A 17,982-nucleotide genomic window follows, 5' to 3' on the forward strand; every position below is an offset into this window, starting at 1 on the left:
GCGCGCGCCGTCGGGGTCCGGGCGGGGCCCGGTCCGGAGGCCGGACGGGTCCCGGTCTAGAAAAAGGTGCGGATGAAGTCCGTGACCGTGCCGTCTGCCTCGACCAGCGGGATCAGCTGCCATTTGTCGAAGGACGTACAGGGGTGGGACAGGCCCAGGCCGACCCAGTCGCCCACCTCCAGGTCACCGGCGTGCTCGGTGCTCACCCAGGCGTGCTGGTCGGACAGGCCGGTGACGGTGATGCCGTCCGCACGGCGCTCGGTGCCGTCCCGGCCGGACCGTACGACCTGGGCCTGCGGCAGATCGAGGTCGTACGCCGCGTCCCGCTTGCCCGCGTTGAGGAATGCCTGCTGCGGGGTGGGGCGGGAGACGACCTGCGCCCAGAGGCGGAAGGCGGGCTGCAGGGCGCCCTCCTCCGGGATGCGGTTGAAGGGGGTGAGGCGGCGGTAGTGGGCGTCGTCGTGCGAGACATAGGCGCCCGAGCGGAGCAGTTTGAGGACCGGGGCGGACAGGTCCGGGATCTCCGCGAAGACCTCGGCGACCGCGTCGAACCAGGCGCTGCCGCCCGCGCTGACCACGATCCGGTCGAGGTCGGCGAACCGGCCCGCCTTGTCGAACTCCACGGCCAGCGCGACCAGCCGGCGCAGCCAGGCGGTCACCCGCGCGGTGTCGGCGTCGGGCACCTCGCCCTCGTAACCGGCGACGCCGACCAGCCGGAGGGTGTCCACGCCCGCGATGGCATCGGCCAGTTCCAGGCATTCGGCCTCGGTGCGGACGCCGGTACGGGCGCCCTCGCCGGCCCCCAGCTCGATGACGACGTCCACCGGGCGGGTGGCCCCCGCCTCGCGCAGCGCGATGTCCATCAGCTCGATGCCGCGCAGCGAGTCGACGTAACAGATGAAGCGGAAACCGGGGTCGGCGGCCAGCTCGGCGGCGAGCCAGTGCAGCGCGGGCGCGTCGACGACCTCGTTGGCGAGGAAGATCTGCTGGATGCCGTAGCTGCGGTAGACGCGGGCCTGGTGGGGGACGGCGGCGGTGATGCCCCAGGCGCCGTGCTCGATCTGGCGGGCGAAGAGCTGCGGGGCCATGGAGGTCTTGCCGTGCGGGGCGAAGGCCAGGCCGTGCCGGGTGGCGTAGGTCTCCATCAGGGCGAGGTTGTGCTCGACCGACTCGGCGGAGAGGGCGAGCACCGGGGTGGTGAAGCCGTCGGTGAAGAGGTTGCGGCGTTCGGCGGCCAGCTCGCCGACGGTGCGGCCCTCGGCGTCCGGGGGGAGCGCCTTGAAGCGGTGATCGACGCGTTCCGCCGCGAGTCCCTCGAGTCCCTGCGCGAGCCGGTCGACGGCCATGGGGCCTCCTCTGAAGATCGTGTGGAAATCAGGCGTTGCCTGCGGGTGGATCAGGCGTGTCCTGCGGGTGTTGCATTCCTTGCAACGGTCATTGCGTATGACGCTTACAGCTGTCTAACATCCGGGCCATCACCCGGTCAATGGCGAGAAACCCGGTGCGGAACCGGGCGCGGAACCCGGCCCGAACCCCGGTGCGCAACCGCCGGGGAACGGCCGGACAACGGTCCGGACACCGGCCGCGCAGACACCACAGCGAAGGAGCACAGCCGATCGTGACCACGCCCTCGAACGTCAGCGGCACCACCGCCCCGGACGGCCGGTCCGTCCCGGACGCCGATGTCGTCTGCCTCGGCGAGTCCATGGTCACCTTCCTGCCCACCACAGCGGGACGGCTCGCCGATGTCCCCGCCTTCGCCCGCGCCATCGGCGGCGCCGAGTCCAACGTGGCGTGCGTGCTGGCCGCCGCCGGACACACCGCGAAATGGGTCAGCAGGGTCGGCGACGACGGATTCGGCGACCACCTCGTGGCCGCCATCGGCGCGTACGGGGTCGACACCACCGCCGTACGACGCGACCTCGCCCGCCCCACCGGCATCTACTTCCGCACGGCGGGCGACCGCGCCACCGACGCCCACGAGGTCGCCTACTACCGGGCCGGCTCCGCCGCCTCCGCGATGGCCGTCGGCAACATGGACCTGGACGCCATCCGCTCGGGCCGGGTGCTCCATCTGTCGGGCATCACCGCGGCGCTCTCCGGCGACTGCCTCGGCCTGCTGCGCCACCTCACCGCGCGGCCCCCCGGCAGCCGCCCGCTGCTCTCCTTCGACGTCAACCACCGGCCCGGCCTGTGGCGCCACGCCGACGGCGCCGGCCCGGACGTACTCCTCGACCTCGCCCGCGGCGCCGACCTCGTCTTCGTCGGCGAGGACGAGGCACAGGACGCCTGGGGCATCACCGGCGGCCCGGACGCCGTCCGCGCGGCGCTGCCCGAGCCCGCCATGCTGGTCGTCAAGCGCGGGGCCGCGGGCGCGGTCGCCTACGACGGCCGCTCGGGCCGGTACGCCGAACCCGCCCCGCACGTCGACGTCGTCGCCGCCGTCGGCGCGGGCGACGCCTTCGCCGCCGGCTTCCTCTCCGCCACCCTCCGCGGCCTGCCCGTCCGCACCCGCATCCGCCACGGCCACCTGTGGGCCGCCGCCGCCCTCACCGTCCCCAGTGACCTCGCCGCGCCTGTGGGGCGCGCCCTCGCCGACCGCCTCGCCGGGCTCGACGACGAGGCCTGGGGGACACTGCACCTCGGCCCCGGCTGGACGGCAGCAATGGCGGCCGCGGACCAGGAGGTGGGTACACCGTGAGCGAGCGCAGCGAGCACACCATCGACAGGGGCGTCCCTGGCGCAGGCAGGGACCGGCGAAGCGAGGCACTCACATGAGCCAGACCGTCGACCGCGCGCTGAGCATCCTGCCGCTGCTCGCCGAGGGACCCGCCGACCTGGGACAGGTCGCCGACCGCCTCGGCGTCCACAAGTCCACGGCCCTGCGGCTGCTGCGCACCCTCACCGAACACGGCCTCGTCTACCGCCAGCCCGACCAGCGCTACCGCCTCGGCACCCGCCTCTTCGCGCTCGCCCAGCAGGCCGTCGAGAGCCTCGACGTACGCGATATCGCCCACCCGCACCTCGTCGCACTCAACGAGAAATGCGGGCACACCGTCCACCTCGCGGTCTACGAGGACAACGAGGTCCTCTACATCGACAAGGTCGAGAGCCGCTACCCCGTCCGGATGTACTCCCGGATCGGCAAGCCCGTCGCGATCACCGTCGCCGCGGTCGCCAAGCTGCTCCTGGCCGACCTGCCCGAACCCGAGCGCCGCGCCCTCGCGGAAAGGCTCGACTACCCCCTCTACACGCCCCGTTCGACGCCCCACGCCACGGCCTTCCTCGCCGAACTGGCCAAGGTCCGCGAACAGGGCTGGGCCACCGACCTCGGTGGCCACGAGGAGTCCATCAACTGCGTCGGTGCCCCCATCCGCGGCGCCGACGGACGCCTGGTCGCCGCCATGTCGGTCTCCGCGCCGAACGTCGTCGTCAGCGCCGAGGAACTCCTCAGCCTGCTCCCGCTGGTACGCCGCACCGCCGACGCCATCAGCCGGGAGTACTCCGGTACCGCAATTCCCCAGCCACCAGCCGGCCCGTCAAAGGAAGCCTGAAGGAACCCATGACCGAGAAGACCGCTCTCACCCCGGCCACTCACACCACCCCGCCCGCGAAGTTCTCCCACGGCGTCAAGAAGGGCAACATCCTTCAGGTCGCCGGCCAGGTCGGCTTCCTGCCCGCCGTCGAGGGCCAGGCCCCCACCCCGGCCGGTCCCAGCCTGCGCGAGCAGACCCTCCAGACCCTCGCCAACGTCCGGGCCATCCTCGAAGAGGGCGGCGCCACCTGGGACGACGCGATGATGATCCGCGTCTACCTCACGGACGTGGACCACTTCGCCGAGATGAACGCGATCTACAACGCCTACTTCGAGGAGCAGGGCCTCAAGGAGGCCCCGGCCGCGCGGACGACCGTCTACGTCGGCCTGCCCAAGGGCCTGCTCATCGAGATCGACGCCCTCGCGGTCCTGAGCTGAGCCACCGCCTGTGCCCTTAGAACACCCGCACCACCAGCCGCACGGCGCGGCGCCCCGTACCGACGGGTCGCCGTGCCGCGGTCCGCCCTACCTGGAAACATCCTGCTGCCTGACATCGGAGTCCGAGCATGTTCCTCGCCGCCACGACCGCCGCCCCGGCCACACCGCCACCACCACCCCACACCGGTGGCCTGCTCGCCCTGATACCGGGCACCGCGGGCCTGCTGACGGTCGCCGCCCTGGGCATCGCGCTGCTGCTCGTCCTGATCATCAAGGTCCGGCTGCAGCCCTTCGTCGCGCTGCTGTCGGTGTCCATCGTGGTCGGCCTGGCCGCCGGCCTCTCCGTCACCGAACTCTTCGGCACGGTCCAGAAGTCCGACGCCGTCTCGATGATCGAGACCGGTATGGGCGGCATCCTCGGCCATGTCGCCATCATCATCGGCCTGGGCACCATGCTCGGCGCGATACTCGAAGTCTCCGGCGGCGCCGAGGTGCTGAGCGCCCGTCTGCTGCGCCTCTTCGGCGAGCGGCGCGCCCCACTGGCCATGGGCCTGACCGGCATCGTCTTCGGCATCCCGGTCTTCTTCGACGTCGGCATCTTCGTCCTGGCCCCGATCGTCTACGCGGCGGCGAAGCGCTCCGGCAAGTCGATCCTCCTCTACTGCATGCCGCTGCTCGCGGGTCTGTCCATGACCCACGCCTTCCTGCCCCCGCACCCCGGCCCGGTGGCCGCGGCCGCTCTCCTCAAGGTCGACCTCGGCTGGGTCATCCTCATGGGCATCGTCTGCGGCATCCCCGCCGTACTGGCCGCCTGGGGCTACGCCGCCTGGATCGGCAAGCGCCTCTTCGTCCCCGTACCGCAGGACATGGTCGAGGCCGCCGAGGAGGCCAGGGCCACCGTCGCCGCCGAGCAGGCAGGCGGGGGAGCGGCCGCGGGGCCGGGGAAGCCCGGCACGCCCCAGGAGAAGCCGGTCCCGCTCGCCACCGTCCTCGCCATCATCGGCACCCCCCTGGTCCTCATCCTCCTGGCGACCTTCTCCTCCATCGCCCTGGCGCCGTCCACCGCCCGCTCGGTCATCGAGTTCTTCGGCCACCCCTTCGTCGCCCTGACGCTCGCGCTGCTGCTCGCCTACTACCTCCTGGGCATCCGCCGCGGCTGGTCCCGCAAGTCCCTGGAGGCCGTCTCCACCGCGTCGTTGAAGCCGGTGGGCAACATCCTGCTGGTGGTCGGCGCCGGCGGCATCTTCGGCGCCGTCCTCAAGGGCAGCGGCGTCGCCACGGCGCTGTCCGACACCTTCCACCACGTCGGCCTGCCGGTCATCGTGCTGGCCTATCTGCTGTCGCTGGTGCTGCGGGTGGCCCAGGGCTCGGCGACGGTCGCGATCGTGACGACGGCCGGCATCGTGCTGCCGCTGGTGGAGGGCACGGGCATGTCCCAGCCCGCCCTGGCGCTGATCATCATGGCGATCTCGGCGGGGTCGATCTTCGCGTCGCATGTCAACGACGGCGGGTTCTGGATGGTCTCCAAGTACTTCGGGATCTCGGAGCGGGACACGCTCAAGTCCTGGACGGTCCTGGAGTCGGTCCTGTCCGTCGCGGGCTTCGCGGTCGCCGCGCTGCTCGGCATCTTCCTCGTCTAGCGCGGTACTTGCGGTGAGGGGCGCCCGGCCCGGTGCCGGGCGCCCCTCACCGCAGTGGCCGCGGGCTCAGCCGTTCTTGCCCTTGCAGTACTGGTCCTGCTTCCCGATCGCCCGGTACGGGCAGTCCGCCGTCTCCAGCAGTTGGAGCACCGCGTCCTTGTTGCGCGCGGTCTCCTTCGGGATCACCGAATCCTTCGGGTAGAAGCCGCCGGAGCCGGCCGAGGACGGGTACATTTCAAACGTGTAGGCGAAGACCTTCTGGTCGCCCCACAGCCAGTCGTCGATCGCCCCGTCGGTGATGTAGAGCTCGCTGGACTGCTCGGGGGTGTAGCCGTTGCTCGCGGCCATCTTCTTGCCGATGGCGGCGAAGGTGTCGTGGTCGTCCTGGGTCATGCCGGGGCCGGTCTCGTCGTTGGTGAAGCCGAAGGGCCACAGGACGAGTTCGCTGTAGGTGTGGAAGTCGATGGCGGCCTTGATCTGCTGCTTGCCGCCGACGATGCGGCTGTGCACGAACTTCGAGACCACCTGCACCTCGGGCGCCGAGGCCGCGGAGGGGCCGCGGTAGGTCTCGTCGCCCGGGTCGTCGGAGGAGCCGTTGCAGCACCCCCATTTGAAGTCCCAGTTGCGGTTCAGGTCGGTGCCGACCTCGCTGGTGCCGGCGTTGGGCTGGCGGTTCTTGCGCCAGCTCTGGAACTTTCCGGTGGCGATGTCGTACTCGCCGCCGTCCGGGTTCAGATCGGGGATGATCCAGATCTCGCGGGAGTCGAGCATCTTGGTGATGCGGTCGTCCGAGCCGTACTTCCCGGTGAATTCGTTGAGGAGGTAGAGGGCCATCTCGACGGTGAGATGTTCCCGGGCGTGCTGGTGGGCGGTGAAGAGGACCTCTGGCTCGTTCTCGTCCTTGGTGACGTTCTTGCTGAGTTTGAGGGCGAGGATGTCGCGGCCCTCGTGGGACTTGCCGATGACCTGCTTGCTGAGGATGGCCGGGTACTTGGCGACGAGGGCGTCGATCTCCTTCGTGGCCTCGGCGTAGGTGTGGTAGTTCGTGTAGCCGGCCGGGAAGTCCTTGATCCGGCCGGAGCCTGCCTGGGTGCCCGGCGGATCGGGCAGCTTCTTCAGGGAGTAACCGAGCCCGCGTACCAGGGAGGCCTGGGCGAGGTCCGCGGTGATGACCACGGCGCGGGCGTGGACCTCGTCGATGGAGGCGCCGGTGGCGGTCAGGGCCGTGCGCTCGGCGGGGGTGGCGGGGCCGGACACCTCGTACTGGTGGGGGCGTTCGGCGGTCTGTGCGGCCCGTGCCGACGGCGGGGCGCCGGAGGGGGAGGCCTGGGCCTGCGTGGCCGCGATCGGTGCGGCGAGCGCGAGGGAGAGGGTGGCGGCGAGGACGGTGGCCCGTCCGCCGCGTATGCGTCGGGGTCGCATGCGGTCTCCTGTGGGGTGTGAGGCGAAGCGACGCCGCCAGTTTTGAGGGTTGGCATGGCCGGGTCAAGGTGCAGAGCGGTCGGATATGGCGGTGGTACGAAGGTGTTGAATCCGGCAACTTGTCGTTGATTTGCGGAAATTGATTGCCTGAAGGCGTTCCGCGGCCAACAATGCGCACGACAAACCGAAGGGCCGGGACGGGTGATGTCGCGGGTCTTCGGTACCGAAGCTGAGAGGACCCCCACATGAATCGACCTCTCGTCGGCACCCTGGCCACGGCCGTTCTGGGCGCCGCAACCCTGGTGACGGCCATGGCCGGTACGGCCGGTGCCGCACCTCAGGTCCACCACAACCACCCGCAGCACCACAAGACCAAGGCCGTCGACTTCGCCGGCACGGTCGCGCTGAACAACTGCTCCGGCTCGATCGTCAAGATGCCGACCTCGCAGGAGAACGACCCGGCCCTGGTGATGTCCAACGGGCACTGCCTGGAGAGCGGAATGCCGGGCGCGGGCGAGGTCATCGTCGACAAGCCGTCCAGCCGCAGCTTCACCCTGCTCGACAAGTCGGCCGGTGAGCTGGGCACGATCAAGGCCACCAAGATCGCGTACGCGACGATGACCGACACCGACGTGTCGCTGTACGAGACGGGCTCGACCTACGCCGAGATCCAGAAGAAGTACGGGATCAAGCCCCTGGAGCTCGCCACCGAGCACCCGGCCAAGGGCGCGGGGATCAGCGTGGTCTCCGGGTACTGGAAGAAGATCTACTCCTGCAGCGTCGACGGGTTCGTGCCCCAGCTCAAGGAGGGCGACTGGACCTGGAAGGACTCGGTCCGCTACACGCCCGAGTGCAAGACCATCGGCGGGACGTCCGGGTCGCCGGTGATCGACACCACCAGCGGCAAGGTCGCGGCGATCAACAACACGGGTAACGAGGACGGCGAGAAGTGCACCGTCAACAACCCGTGCGAGGTCGACGAGAACGGCAACGTCACCGTGCACAAGGGCATCAACTACGCCCAGGAGACGTACGGGATCCCGAAGTGCTTCGGGGTCGGCAACAAGCTGGACCTGAACGCGCAGGGCTGCGAGCTGCCCAAGCCGGCGGCCACCCGCCGGTGAGCGGACCCACGTAGAACGCCAGGTCCCGTGCGCGCGGTGCACGGGACCTGGCTGTGGGGGGTGGCGCCCTGGGGTCGCCGGACCGGACCGGTTACGGAAGCGCGTGGACGTGCCCGCCCACCTGGCTCGCGAAGGCGTTGCCGTTCGCGGCGTCCCAGTTCGTCGACCAGGTCATCGCGCCGCGCAGGCCCGGATAGGTCTTCGACGGCTTGAAGGACCCGCAGTTGCTGCCCTGGGTGAGGCAGTCCAGGGCGGCGTTGACGACGTCCGGGGAGACGTATCCGCTGCCGGCCGCGCGGGAGGAGGCCGGTACGCCGATGCCGACCTGGGACGGGTCGAGACCGCCCTCCAGCTGGATGCAGGCGAGCGACGTCAGGAAGTCCACCGAGCCCTGGGCGTAGACCTTGCCGTCACAGCCGTTCATCGAACCGCTGTTGTAGTACTGCATATTGACGACGGTCAGGAAGTCCTTGATGCCGAGGGCCGTCTTGAAGTACTCGTTCTGCGGTGACTGCATATCGATGGTCTGCGGGGCCATGGTCACCACGACGTCGCCGTGCGCGGCGTGCACGGCCTTGAGCGCCTGCGTCATGTACGTCGAATTGAGGCCATTTTCGAGGTCGATGTCGACGCCGTTGAAGCCGTACTCGTCCATCAGCTTGTTGATCGAGTCGGCGAAGTTCTGCGCGGAGGTCCCGTCGTTGACGGAGACCGAGCCCTTTTCGCCGCCCACGGAGAGGACGACCGACTTTCCGGCCGCCTGCTTGGCCTTGATGTCCGCCTTGAAGTCGTCGACGGAGCCGTACCCGACGGCCGGGTCGAGCCGGAAGGTGACGGCGCCGGGCTCGCCGGTCGCCTCCGCGAAGGAGACGGCGATGATGTCGTAGGCGTCGTTGACGTCCTTCAGTTTCTGGACCGTGGCGCCGTTGTCGAAGTTCTGCCAGTAGCCGGTGAGGGCGTGCTCGGGGACGGCGGCGGCGTCCGCCGCGGGGGCGGCTGTGCTGATGTGGGCCGTCCCCGCCGACATCATGACGGCCGCGGCCAGCCCCGCCAGCAGCCTTTTCGCCCGTGCTCTCGTCGCTCTTCCTGAAGGTGCGCGTACCACGACTGCCTCCGTGTGGGGGGAAGTTGAGGGGGTGGTGCCGGAACGCGCTCAGGGGCCCCTGGGCTTGCCGTACAACGTGGTCCAGACCAATGCACCTGTCAAGGGTTTTTCAAGAGTTCGGGCGGAAGCGGAAGTTCCCCCGTCGGATGCCCGGCCGGTATGTGCCGTTTCCCTCCCGGCCCGCCGTCACGACGAGTAGCCCAGAACGTGTTCTCTGGGGCGTATCTCGTGGATAAAGTGCTGAGCGTATGGCGCCGATGGCGCAGAGCTGTGCCGATCCGCGGTCCCGGACCCCCGGCGGCCGCTAGGAGTGGGGGAGCGACGTGCCGACCGCGATTGCAGTCACCAGCCCTGACCTCGCGCTGCCCGCCGACCGGCAGACCCCCGCCGCCGTCGTCCTCAAGGCCCCGCATCTCCAGCCGCTGGACGAGGCCCTGACGGAGACCGCCGCCGTACTGGAGCACCACGGTCATCTCGTCGTGCTCCACTCCTCCGCCTGTCCGCCCGAACACATCCGCCGGCTGCACACCCTGCGCGCCGTCCTCGAGAGCGACCGGATCGCCATCCTGCCGCTGACCCTGCCGCCGCTGGGGCTGGCGGTGCTCGCCCGCCAGCTGCGGCAGTTGTCGCTGTGCGACTTCAGCCCGGGGCTGCTGGCCTGCGCGGCGCGGCTGCTGGCGCACTATGTGCACGCGGGCGCCCTGCTGGGCAGTGTCAGCGGCCTCGACCGGGTCGAGGTGGATCTGCGCTCGCACATGAAGTCCTGGCTGCCGGGCGCGCATTTCGCGGTGCTCGCCAACCCCGAGGCGCGGCTGCAGCATCTGGACCGGCACAGCACCGAGGCCGGACTGCCCGCGCCCGGGTTCGCCACCCAGCTCGCGGTCGCCCGCGGCCAGCTCACCGGCGAGTGGGTCACCCGGTCGCTCGCCCCGGCCTGGCAGGTGCAGGGCGCCTACGAGGAGCGGCTGCCGGCCGAGTCCCCCCGGTGGTGGGGCACCCAGAAGCTGATCGAGTTCGCGGCGGCCATCGCGGACCCCTCGGTGCTCTATCAGCTGGTGGCGTCCGTACGGCGCGAGGAGTGCCGCTGGTGCGCGCGCGAACTCATCGGCGACCGGTGCGCGTTCTGCGCGACGCCGGTGGCACGGGAGCGGGCCGCCGGCGGCTCCGGGCGTGAACCCGCCGCGATAACGGGGCCGCAGGGCGCCGCCCGCGGCACGGCGGACGCCTCCGCCGGGGCGCCGTGCCCGGCCGCGGCCCCTGCGGCCACCGCCGCGCCGATGCCCGCCCCCGGGCCGATGCCCGCCCCCGGGCCGATGCCCGCCCCCGGGCAGGCCACCCCTGGGCATGCCGTCCCCGGTCATGTCGCCCCTGGATACGCCGTCCCCGGCCCGGCCACCCCCGGGAACGCCGCCCCGCCCGCGGCGGAACCCCCGCCGCCCCCGTCCCCGCTGCGTCAGCGCGGCCTCTCCCCGGTCGCCCCGTCCGGAGTCCCGGGCGCAGGAGGCACCACCCCCGGCCGGCTGGACGTACGCGGGCCGGGCGTCCCCCACGATCCGGCCCCCGCCGCCCCCGGCCGCTGGGACCTCCCCGGCCACCCCGACTTCCCCGGCACGGCCCGGACGGTGGCCCGCGTGCGCTGACCCGACCGCGGCCCCCGGCCCGCCCCGCCGACCGACCGTTCCCCCCCGTCCCCCGATCGAGGTCCCGCCCCCATGAACTCACGCCAGCGCCGCGGAGTGATCCTGCTGCTCGTATCGGCCCTCTGTGCGATCGGCGCATTCGTCGGCGTGCTGTCGGTGATCAAGAACGTCGAGTCCAAGGTCGGCCCGGAGAAGACGGCGTACCGGCTGAAGGCGGACGTCGCCGCCTATAAAGCGCTGGATCCGGGGCAGTTCGAAAAGGTGAAGATGCCGCAGCGATGGCTGCCGCCCACCGCCGTGACCGACCTCGACCAGGTCAGCGGCAAGATCGCGGTGACCCCGCTGAAGAAGGGATCGCTGCTTCAGAACGACATGGTCGTCGACCGGCCGGCGCTCAAGGCCGGGCAGCAGGAGATCGCCATCATGATCGACGCCGCCACCGGCGTGGCCGGGAAGATCAACCCTGGCTCGCGGGTGAACATCTACGCCACCTTCGAGGGCAAGCGCCCCGAGGACAAGCCGGTCTCCAAGGTCATCGTCGCCGGCGCGCAGGTCATCGACGTCGGCAAGCTGACGCCCCTGGAGGCCAAGGACCCCGGCGACACCGGCACCACCACCAGCCGTCAGCCGGGCGAGGCCGTCCCGATCACCTTCGCGCTGAACACCCGGGACGCCCAGCGGGTGGCGTACGCCGAATCCTTCGCCTCCCACGTACGGCTCGCCCTGCTCGCCCCCGGCAGCGACGCGGCCATCCCGCCCGGCGAGCGCACCTACACCCTCGACGGCGACAAGTGACCCGGAGGCACAGGTGACCATCCGCATCCTCCCCGCAGTCGGTGACCCGGACGCCGCACGCATCGTCTCCTCGCTGCTCAGCCAGCTGCCGGACGCCGAACCCGGGCCCGTCGTCGCCGACTCCACGGCGCTGCTCGGCGCCCTGGCCGAGGCCTCCGGGGCCGGCGCCCGGCCCACCGGCCCCACCGGCGGCCGCGGCCCGGCGCCCGCCGTCGAGGGGCTGCCCGAAGTCGTCCTCGTCCACGAGCGGATCGGCCCGCTGCCCGCCCTGGAGCTGATCCGCGAGGTGGCGCTGCGCTTCCCGGCCGTCGGGGTCGTACTGATCACCGCGGACGCCGGCCCGGCGCTGTTCTCCGCGGCGATGGACGCCGGCGCCCGCGGCATCGTCGGACTGCCGCTCGGCTACGACGAGCTGGCGGCCCGGGTGCAGGCCGCCGCCCAGTGGTCGGCGGGCGTACGGGTCCACCTCGGGGGCAGCCCCGACGCGGCCCCCGGGCCCGCCGGGACCCTGGTGACGGTGACCGGCGCCAAGGGCGGCGTCGGCACGACCGTCACCGCCGTCCAGCTGGCGCTGGCCGCGCACGCCGCGGGCCGCAGCGTCGCCCTGGTGGACATGGACCTCCAGTCCGGCGACGTCGCCTCCTACCTGGACGTCCAGTTCCGCCGCTCCCTCGTCGACCTCGCCGGGATCGAGGACATCTCCGTACGGGTCCTCCAGGACGCGGTGCACGACCACCACACCGGGCTGGGCCTGCTGCTGGCCCCGGAGGAGGGCGAGCGCGGCGAGGAGGTCGACGACCGGGCCGCCCGGCAGATCGTCGCCGCGCTGCGCTCCCGCTACGAAGTCGTGGTCATCGACTGCGGCGCACAGATGCAGTCCGCGAACGCCGCGGCCGTCGAACTCGCCGATGTGGCACTGCTGGTGACCACCCCGGACGTGGTCGCCGTACGAGCCGCCAAACGGCAGATGCGGCTGTGGGACCGCCTGCAGATCCGCAAGGCGGCGGACACCACGACGCTGGTCAACCGCCTCACCCGCAGCACGGAGATCCAGCCGCCGCTGGTCGCCAAGGCCACCGGCACCCAGATGGCCAGGACGTCCGTGCCCGCCGCCTTCAAGGAGCTCCAGCCCTGCGTCGACGCGGGCCGGATGCAGGACCTGGACGCCCGCTCGACCGTCAAGCAGGCGCTCTGGGCGCTCGCCGCCGAACTGGGCCTGGTCGAATCGCCGGTCGTCCGCCAGGGCCGGGGCGGCCAGCGGGGCCGTACGGCGCTGACCGGGCGCAAGCGCAAGGCGCTCACCGCGGGGGCGGCCGCCGGGCCGGGGACGGGCCAGGTCCCGGCGCCGACGGCGGGACCGGGGCCCAGGTTCGGGGCGCGGCGCGGGCCCTCGGCGGCGGCCGGCGGTACGGGGCAGTTCGGCCCGTACGAGGAGGGCTGAGCCGTGCGGCGTCCGCTGGGCGGCAGCGACCGCGGCCAGGTCTCCGTCGAATTCGTCGGCCTGCTCCCGCTGATCGGGCTGGTCCTCGTCCTGCTGTGGCAGTGCGTGCTGATCGGCTACACGTTCTCGCTGGCCGCCAACTCCGCCGACCGGGGCGCGCGGGCCGCCGCCGCCCTGGAGGACGGCGGCGCGGGCGCCTGCCGGACCGCCGCCGAACGCGATCTGCCCGCCTCCTGGCGCAGCGGAGCGACGACCGCCTGCCACCCCGGCGCCGGGCTGTGGCAGGCCACGGTCCGCATCAAGGTCCCGGTGCTGTTCCCCGGCGCGGGCACCCTCCCCTGGACGGTGACCGGCTCGGCCGGCGCCGTGAAGGAGGCCCGAGGATGACGGCCGCACGCCCCGCCCCCGCCCGGCGGCCCGGTCGCGACCGCGGCCAGGTGTCCATCGAATTCCTCGGCTTCCTGCCGGTGCTGCTGGCCGTCGCGCTGGCCGTGGTCCAACTGGGCCTGGGCGCCTACGCCGTCCAGCAGGCCGGCACGGGCGCCCGCGCCGCGGCCCGTACGGCATCCCTGGACGAGACCGACCGCGAGAGCGACCCGGCCGCCGCGGGCCGGGCCGCGATGAGCGGCTGGATCGGCAAGGGCGCCACGGTCTCGGTGACCCCCGGCGGCACGGACGCGGTCCGTGCCACCGCGACCGTGCACATCCCCTCCGTCATCCCTGGCGTCGACTTCGGCACCGCCCGTCGCAGCGCCACCATGCCCACCCCCACCCACGACACCCCGAACGCCGCGGCCGGCACGGACGAAGGAGCCCCGTAGTGCCGGCGCAACCACCACCCACAGGACTAGGAGCACCGCCGCGATGAGCCTGAAAGCCCGGATCGTCGCCCCCGAGCCGCCCGGCGAGGCCCGCCACGACAGCCATCTGGTCGCCGTCTACCGCGCCAAACTGCTCGAAGAGATCGACCTCGCCGAGATGTCCTCGCTGAGCGCCGCCGAGCGCCGCTCCCGCCTGGAACGCGTCCTGGGCCACATCATCAGCCGCGAGGGCCCCGTCCTGTCCACCGCCGAACGCTCCCAGCTCATCCGCCGGGTGGTCGACGAGGCGCTCGGACTGGGCGTGCTGGAGCCGCTGCTGGAGGACGCCTCCATCACCGAGATCATGGTCAACGGCCCGGACCAGGTGTACGTCGAGCGGTCCGGCCGGGTCGAGCTGCTGCCCGTACGCTTCGCCTCGCACGAGCAGCTGATGCAGACCATCGAGCGGATCGTCTCCACCGTCAACCGCCGCGTCGACGAGTCCAACCCGATGGTCGACGCCCGCCTGCCGTCCGGCGAACGCGTCAACGTCATCATCCCGCCGCTCGCCCTCAACGGCGCCACCCTCACCATCCGCCGCTTCCCCCGCGCCTACACCCTCGCCGAACTCATCGGCATCGGCACCCTCGACGAACAGATGCTGATGCTGCTGGCGGGACTGGTGCGCGCCAAGTTCAACGTCGTGGTCTCCGGCGCCACGGGCGCGGGCAAGACCACCCTCCTCAACGCCCTCTCCGGCCTCATCCCCGACGGCGAACGCATCATCACCGTCGAGGACGCCGCCGAACTCCAGCTCCAGCAGTCCCATGTCATCCGCCTGGAATCGCGCCCCCCGAACGTCGAGGGCAAGGGCCGCATCACCATCCGCGACCTGGTACGCAACTCCCTGCGCATGCGCCCCGACCGCATCATCGTCGGCGAGGTCCGCGGCGGCGAAACCCTCGACATGCTCCAGGCGATGTCCACCGGCCACGACGGCTCGCTCGCCACCGTCCACGCCAACAGCGCCGAGGACGCCCTGATGCGGCTGCAGACCCTGGCCTCCATGTCGGACGTCAAGATCCCCTTCGAGGCGCTGCGGGACCAGATCAACAGCGCCGTCGACTGCCTCGTCCAGCTCACCCGGCACGCCGACGGCTCCCGCCGGATCAGCGAGATCGCCCTCCTCGACTCGCGCGGCCACGAGGACTACCGGCTCGCGACCATCTGCCGCTTCGACGCCGAACCGATGGGCGCCGACCGCATCGTCCACGGCGCCTTCCGCTACTTCCCGCTGCCCCGCCGGGTCGCCGAACGCCTCTTCATGGCCGGCGAGCCCACCCCGCCCGCCTTCGGCGTGGCGACCACCGACGACCAGCTCGCCACCCGGAAGGCCATGTCATGACCGGCTGGGCCCTGACCACTGCCGCCGGGGGGCCGATGACGGCCGCCTCGACCGCCCTGCCCCTGCTCGCCCTCGGCGCCACATTGCTGTGCGGGGTGCTGGCCGTCATCGGCGTACGCGTCTACGCCACCGGCCGAGCCCAGCGGCAGGCCATCGTCGACCGCCTCGCCGACGAGAGCGGACTGCCCGCCCCCCGGCGCCGCCGCCGCTTCCCGTCCGTCGACCGCACCCTGCGCGGCACCCGCTTCGGCCGCCGCCTGGAGATGCGGCTGGCCGCCACCGGCCTGGACCTGACCCCCGGCGAATTCTTCGTCTACCTCCTCGCCGCGGTCATCGCGCTCTGGCTGATCGCGCAGGCCACCCTCGCCCCCTTCTTCGGCCCGATCGCCGCACTCGTCGCCGTCTGGGCCGCCGCCGCCTTCCTCAACTGGCAACGCCAGAAGCGCATCGAGAAATTCATCAACCAGCTCCCCGAACTCTCCCGGATCCTCGCCAACGCCACCCAGGCCGGCCTCGCCCTGCGCACGGCACTGGGCATGGCCGCCGAAGAACTGGAGGCCCCCGCGGGCGAGGAGCTGGCCAAGGTCTCCGACAAGCTCGCCGTCGGCCACTCCCTCGACGAGGCCCTCGGCGAGCTCGCCGAACGCCTCCCCTCCCGCGAACTCGTCGTCCTGGTCACCACCCTCGTGCTCGCCAACCGCGCGGGCGGCACCGTCGTCGGCTCCCTTCGCAACCTCACCAAGACCCTCGAAGAGCGCAAGGAAACCCGCCGCGAGGTCCGCACCCAGCTCTCCCAGGTCGTCGTCACGGCCTATGTCGTCCCGCTCCTGGGCATCGGCACCCTCCTCCTGATGAACCGCATCGCACCGGGCGCCATCGACCGCATGACCTCCACCTTCCTCGGCCAGCTGGCCGTCGTCGTGGCCTTCGCCCTCTACGCCCTGGGCTTCTTCTTCATCCGCCGCTTCGCCAAAATCGACGTCTAGGAACGGGTCTCGGGTACACCTATGGGAACGGGAATCGGAATCCTGCTGGCCCTCGCCTTCGCCCTCTCGGTCGTCGGCATCTGCTGCGGCATCGCGCTCTACCGCCGCGAGGCCAGACTCCCGCCGGACCTCGCGCTGTCCCTGGAGGTCGGCTCGACCCGTACGACGGTCGTCGGCTCGGCCGTGGACCGCATGGGCATGCGCCACGCGCCCCTCGTCCTGCGCCTCATGGGCAACAAGCGCGTCGCGAAGGTCCGCCGCCGCATCGACCAGGCCGGCAACCCCGGCGGCCTCACCGTCGACCGCTATGCCGCGCGCCGCGCCGTCTACGGCGCCCTGGGCCTCTTCGCCGCCGCGGTGATGTTCCTCCGCGATCAGCCCCTCCTCGGCATCCTCATGCTGCTCTTCGCCTTCTTCTGGACCGAGGTCGGCATCTGGGCCGCGATCCGCCAGCGCAAGGACACCATCGAACGCACCCTTCCGGACTTCCTGGACGTCCTCGCCGTCGTCGTCAGCGCGGGGCTCGGTTTCCGCCAGGCTCTGGACCGGGTCGCGGAGAAGTACGAGGGCCCCTGGGCCGACGAACTGCGCATCACCCTCCGCCAGATGGACATGGGCGTCAGCCGCCGGATGGCCTTCGACGAACTGCGCAAACGCAATGACTCCGAACAGGTCGCCCAATTCGTGACGGCCCTTCAGCAGGGCGAGGAACTGGGCTCCCCGATCGTCGACACGCTCATCCAGATCGCCAACGACATGCGCCGCACCGACGCCCAGAACGCCCGCCGCCGCGCCACCCGCGCGGTCCCCAAGGCCACCATGGTGATCACCACCTTCATGGTTCCCGCCACGATGATTCTGCTGGTCGCCGGCTTCTTCCTGGGCTCGGGCAGCAACTTCGGCTCCCTGATGGGCAAGTGAACCGTGCGAGAGCCACCGCCCGCTCCCACCGGGGCGCTCTTCGCCCTCACCCCTCCGTCACCTCCGTCATCTTCACCGCCTTCGCCGCCTTCGTCGTGAGACCCTCCACACCTGCCGCTGGTGCGGCTCACCCTTGCGGATGCACATTGCCACCCGAGTCTCCGCCAACCCCGCCCACCCGGCCTCGCGTGCGGCCGGAAGCGGTCGTTGCACGGCCCGCTTCCCGCCAACATCTTCGCAGGAGCAACGAGTTGTGCCACAGTGTGTGTCTGGCGGCCTCCCTCGCACCCTGGTACGAGCGAGCCGGCCGGTCCACGAGGTGTCGGAGTGCCGGATGATCCCGGAGGGGGAGCGGGGGTGGTCGAGGTGCGGTTGACTGGCCGAAACACGCCGTTGCATCGCCCGTTCATCTTCCTCACGAAGGAAGGGGTTCGGAATCCCTGTTCCGGGAACCCTGTTCCGGCGTACTTTTCACGTGTCCTGAGCGCGCACCGGCGTGCCGGCACCACGGGGGCAGACCAGCCGGACCAGAGCGGGCCGGCCGCCCATGAAGGGGAAGACGATGGCGAAGCGGGTTTTGGGGAACGACCGGGGACAGACCTCGATCGAGTACCTGGGCATCATCGCGGTGGTCGTGGCGATCGTGCTCGTACTGTCGACCACGGACTTCGGCAGCCAGATCGCGCACGCCATCTCGGACAAGATTTCCGACGTGGTCGGCATCTAGCCG

17 protein-coding genes are annotated in these 17,982 nt (G+C 71.4%); 14 read left to right on the forward strand and 3 right to left on the reverse strand.

Annotated features, from left to right (window positions below):
* Positions 1 to 56: 56 nt before the first annotated feature.
* A complete protein-coding gene (locus tag AC5677_RS24800; protein WP_497190128.1) occupies positions 57 to 1,346 on the reverse strand; it encodes an amino acid deaminase in 1,290 nt (429 codons plus the stop codon).
* 359 nt (positions 1,347 to 1,705) lie between these two features.
* On the opposite strand from AC5677_RS24800, the gene AC5677_RS24805 reads away from it, so the two are divergent.
* The 4 genes from AC5677_RS24805 to AC5677_RS24820 all read left to right on the forward strand — a co-directional run bounded on the left by AC5677_RS24805 (position 1,706) and on the right by AC5677_RS24820 (position 5,613).
* Positions 1,706 to 2,701 (forward strand): sugar kinase, encoded by a 996-nt coding sequence (locus AC5677_RS24805; protein WP_497196745.1) that lies wholly within the window; start codon positions 1,706 to 1,708, stop codon positions 2,699 to 2,701.
* 73 nt (positions 2,702 to 2,774) lie between these two features.
* Positions 2,775 to 3,554: an IclR family transcriptional regulator gene (locus tag AC5677_RS24810; RefSeq protein ID WP_497190129.1), complete on the forward strand. Its 780-nt coding sequence runs from the start codon at positions 2,775 to 2,777 to the stop codon at positions 3,552 to 3,554.
* Positions 3,555 to 3,562: 8 nt separating this feature from the next.
* A complete protein-coding gene (locus AC5677_RS24815; RefSeq protein WP_497190130.1) occupies positions 3,563 to 3,973 on the forward strand; it encodes a RidA family protein in 411 nt (136 codons plus the stop codon).
* A gap of 128 nt (positions 3,974 to 4,101) precedes the next feature.
* A complete protein-coding gene (locus tag AC5677_RS24820; RefSeq protein ID WP_497190131.1) occupies positions 4,102 to 5,613 on the forward strand; it encodes a GntP family permease in 1,512 nt (503 codons plus the stop codon).
* A 66-nt stretch (positions 5,614 to 5,679) separates the two neighbouring features.
* Here AC5677_RS24820 and AC5677_RS24825 read toward each other — a convergent pair whose 3' ends face one another.
* The gene (locus AC5677_RS24825; RefSeq protein WP_497190132.1) at positions 5,680 to 7,035 is read right to left on the reverse strand and encodes a M14 family metallopeptidase; all 1,356 of its coding nucleotides are present in this window, start codon (positions 7,033 to 7,035) and stop codon (positions 5,680 to 5,682) included.
* A 245-nt stretch (positions 7,036 to 7,280) separates the two neighbouring features.
* On the opposite strand from AC5677_RS24825, the gene AC5677_RS24830 reads away from it, so the two are divergent.
* Positions 7,281 to 8,159, forward strand: a complete 879-nt coding sequence (locus AC5677_RS24830) for a S1 family peptidase (protein ID WP_497190133.1) — start codon at positions 7,281 to 7,283, stop codon at positions 8,157 to 8,159.
* Positions 8,160 to 8,250: 91 nt separating this feature from the next.
* On the opposite strand, the gene AC5677_RS24835 is transcribed toward AC5677_RS24830, so the two are convergent.
* Entirely contained in the window at positions 8,251 to 9,189 is a 939-nt protein-coding gene (locus tag AC5677_RS24835; RefSeq protein ID WP_497196746.1) for a chitinase, read from the reverse strand.
* A 398-nt stretch (positions 9,190 to 9,587) separates the two neighbouring features.
* Between AC5677_RS24835 and AC5677_RS24840 the strand changes: the two genes are divergently transcribed.
* The 9 genes from AC5677_RS24840 (at position 9,588) to AC5677_RS24880 (ending at position 17,979) form a co-directional block, all read left to right on the forward strand.
* A complete protein-coding gene (locus AC5677_RS24840) occupies positions 9,588 to 10,904 on the forward strand; it encodes a hypothetical protein (RefSeq protein WP_497190134.1) in 1,317 nt (438 codons plus the stop codon).
* Between the two features lie 72 nt (positions 10,905 to 10,976).
* Positions 10,977 to 11,699: a Flp pilus assembly protein CpaB gene (cpaB, locus tag AC5677_RS24845; protein ID WP_497190135.1), complete on the forward strand. Its 723-nt coding sequence runs from the start codon at positions 10,977 to 10,979 to the stop codon at positions 11,697 to 11,699.
* A 13-nt stretch (positions 11,700 to 11,712) separates the two neighbouring features.
* Entirely contained in the window at positions 11,713 to 13,140 is a 1,428-nt protein-coding gene (locus AC5677_RS24850; protein WP_497190136.1) for a CpaE/TadZ family protein, read from the forward strand.
* 3 nt (positions 13,141 to 13,143) lie between these two features.
* A complete protein-coding gene (locus AC5677_RS24855) occupies positions 13,144 to 13,527 on the forward strand; it encodes a TadE/TadG family type IV pilus assembly protein (RefSeq protein WP_497190137.1) in 384 nt (127 codons plus the stop codon).
* Positions 13,524 to 13,961, forward strand: a complete 438-nt coding sequence (locus AC5677_RS24860; protein WP_497190138.1) for a TadE/TadG family type IV pilus assembly protein — start codon at positions 13,524 to 13,526, stop codon at positions 13,959 to 13,961. Before AC5677_RS24855 ends, AC5677_RS24860 begins: the two co-directional genes overlap by 4 nt.
* Before the next feature lie 43 nt (positions 13,962 to 14,004).
* On the forward strand, positions 14,005 to 15,345 hold the full coding sequence (locus tag AC5677_RS24865; RefSeq protein ID WP_497190139.1) for a TadA family conjugal transfer-associated ATPase: 1,341 nt from the start codon (positions 14,005 to 14,007) through the stop codon (positions 15,343 to 15,345).
* A gap of 35 nt (positions 15,346 to 15,380) precedes the next feature.
* The gene (locus AC5677_RS24870) at positions 15,381 to 16,331 is read left to right on the forward strand and encodes a type II secretion system F family protein (protein ID WP_497196747.1); all 951 of its coding nucleotides are present in this window, start codon (positions 15,381 to 15,383) and stop codon (positions 16,329 to 16,331) included.
* A gap of 21 nt (positions 16,332 to 16,352) precedes the next feature.
* On the forward strand, positions 16,353 to 17,252 hold the full coding sequence (locus AC5677_RS24875) for a DUF5936 domain-containing protein (RefSeq protein ID WP_497190140.1): 900 nt from the start codon (positions 16,353 to 16,355) through the stop codon (positions 17,250 to 17,252).
* Between the two features lie 562 nt (positions 17,253 to 17,814).
* Entirely contained in the window at positions 17,815 to 17,979 is a 165-nt protein-coding gene (locus AC5677_RS24880) for a hypothetical protein (protein ID WP_497190141.1), read from the forward strand.
* The last annotated feature ends 3 nt before the right edge of the window (positions 17,980 to 17,982 follow it).

The sequence above is a fragment of the Streptomyces sp. JLSY215 genome (genome assembly GCF_059682825.1).